Annotated in this window: 1 protein-coding gene; it reads right to left on the reverse strand. The window is 74.3% G+C overall.

Features of this window, described 5'->3' with window-relative positions; genetic code table 11:
- Nucleotides 1–271 precede the first annotated feature (271 nt).
- Entirely contained in the window at nucleotides 272–1201 is a 930-nt protein-coding gene (locus tag AAHZ94_RS33210) for a 1-phosphofructokinase family hexose kinase (protein WP_349997422.1), read from the reverse strand.
- Nucleotides 1202–2048 lie beyond the last annotated feature (847 nt).

A 2048-nucleotide genomic window follows, 5' to 3' on the forward strand; every position in this document is an offset into this window, starting at 1 on the left:
CCCCCCCCCCCCCCCCCCCCCCCCCCCCCCCCTTTTTTTTTTATCACCCACACCCCGCCAACCGCCCTCCTCGTGGGCGCGGAGGTGGGAATGATATATATAAGACACTGGGGCGCGGAGGTGCGGGGCCGGCCCGCGAAGGGGCGGCCCGCACGCGTGGGGGAGGCGGCGGCCGGCCCGGTGGGCGGCGCGCAGCGTGGTCCGGCCTGTGCGGGGCGTGGTCGCAGGAGCGCCTGGCGCGGCCGGGGTCGGCCGGGCCGGGCGCGCTCGCTCATGCCGCTGCCGGGTGGCTCTCGACGCGGATCTGGGGCAGCAACTCCGCGTACGTCGCCGCGTCGAACTCGCCGGCCACCGGCGCCCGCACCGTCGCCGCCGACAGCGCCACCGCCCGGGCCAGCCGCTCCGGCCAGGGCAGCCCCTCGGCGAGGCCGGAGAGCAGGCCGGCGACGGCCGAGTCGCCGGCGCCCGTCGGGTTGCCCGCGATCCGGCCGGGTGGGCTGGCACGCCAGGCGCCGTCGGCGGTCACGGCCAGCAGCCCGTCGGGGCCGAGCGAGGCGGCGACGGCGTGCGCGCCCCGGCGCCTGGCGTCCCGGGCGGCCCGTACCGGTTCGGTGGAGCCGGTCAGGGCTGCGAGCTCCTCCGCGTTCGGCTTGACGACGTCGGGCCTGGCGGCGATGCCGCGGCGCAGTGGCTCGCCACTGGTGTCCAGCAGGACGGGGACGCCCGCGGTGCGCGCGGTGCGTATCAACTGGGCGTAGGCGCCGACCGGCACCCCGGGCGGCAGGCTGCCGCACAGCGCGACCGCCGTCACGCCGTCGACCAGTTCGGTGTAGCGGGCCGCGAACGCCGCCCACTCGGCCGGTGTGACCTGTGGCCCCGGCTCGTTGAGCTGGGTGGTGTCGCCGCTGGCGGCGTCCACCACGCCGACCGTGCGCCGGGTGGTGCCGGCGACGGTGACGAACGCGTCGCTCACCCCCGGGTAGGCGCCGAGTTGGTCGCGTACGGCCGCGCCGGTCGCGCCGCCGACCAGGCCGGTGGCGATCGACGGGTGGTCGAGCGCGGCGAGCACCCGTGCGACGTTCAGGCCCTTGCCGCCAGGGCGCTCGATGACCTCGGACACCCGGTGGCTGTGGTGGGCGCGCAGGCGCGGCACGCGGTAGGTGATGTCGAGGGCGGCGTTGAGCGTCACGGTCAGGATCACGGCGGGCTCCCCCTCCCCGTTGCTGGTGGACGTGGTGTGGCCGCCGAGCGGTGGTGGCGGCCGGGCGGCGCGGTTCCGAGGCGTGGTCTCGGGGCGCCGGTCCCTGCTGCGCGGCACGGTGCTCGGAGCGGTTGGCTTACTGGCAGCGATCATGCCAAAGCCGAAGCGGTTGGCCCACCCCTGTAGTCCAACCGCGCGGCTCTGTCGATTTGTGTGCCGTTGGTGGTGGATTCCACCCGGTGTGGTGGAGGCGGTGGGTGTGTGGGGTGGGTGTGGTCGGCGCGCGGGGTGGGTGCGGGTGTGGGTGTGTGGGTGGCTCGGGTGGGCCGGTGCGGTTGCCGCCGGGGTGGGTGTGGCCCATGGCGTACGGGTGGGGTGGGTCCCTGTGGTTGCGGTGGACTGGCGGGCGCGGAGCCGTAGGGACGGAGGGGCGTACGGAGGTGAAGTCGTACGAGCACCGGGCGAAGCCGGGCGCGCGCCAGGCTGTACGAGCACCGGCCCGACGGGCACGCAGCGGATCAGCCACATCAGGTCAGCCACACATTAGGTCAGCCACAGATCAGGCCAGACACAGATCAGGTCAGCCACAGAGCAACCCAGGCGCATGGCGCCACAGGCGTCAGGCAACCCAGGCACGGAACGGGTCAGCCGCAGAGCAGGCCAGCCAGCCACAGAGCAACAGGTCCACAGAGCAACAGGCCCACAGAGCAACGGGGCCGCACACCAAGCAGCAGAGCCACGCATCAAAGCGACAGACCCACAGCGACAGACCCACAGCGACACCGCGTCGATCGTCCTGCTGCGGCCCGCCGTGGGCCGTGCCGGCGCCAGTCTCTTAAACACATCA

This window comes from Streptomyces sp. HSW2009 (assembly GCF_040240285.1).
GTDB lineage: Bacteria > Actinomycetota > Actinomycetes > Streptomycetales > Streptomycetaceae > Streptomyces.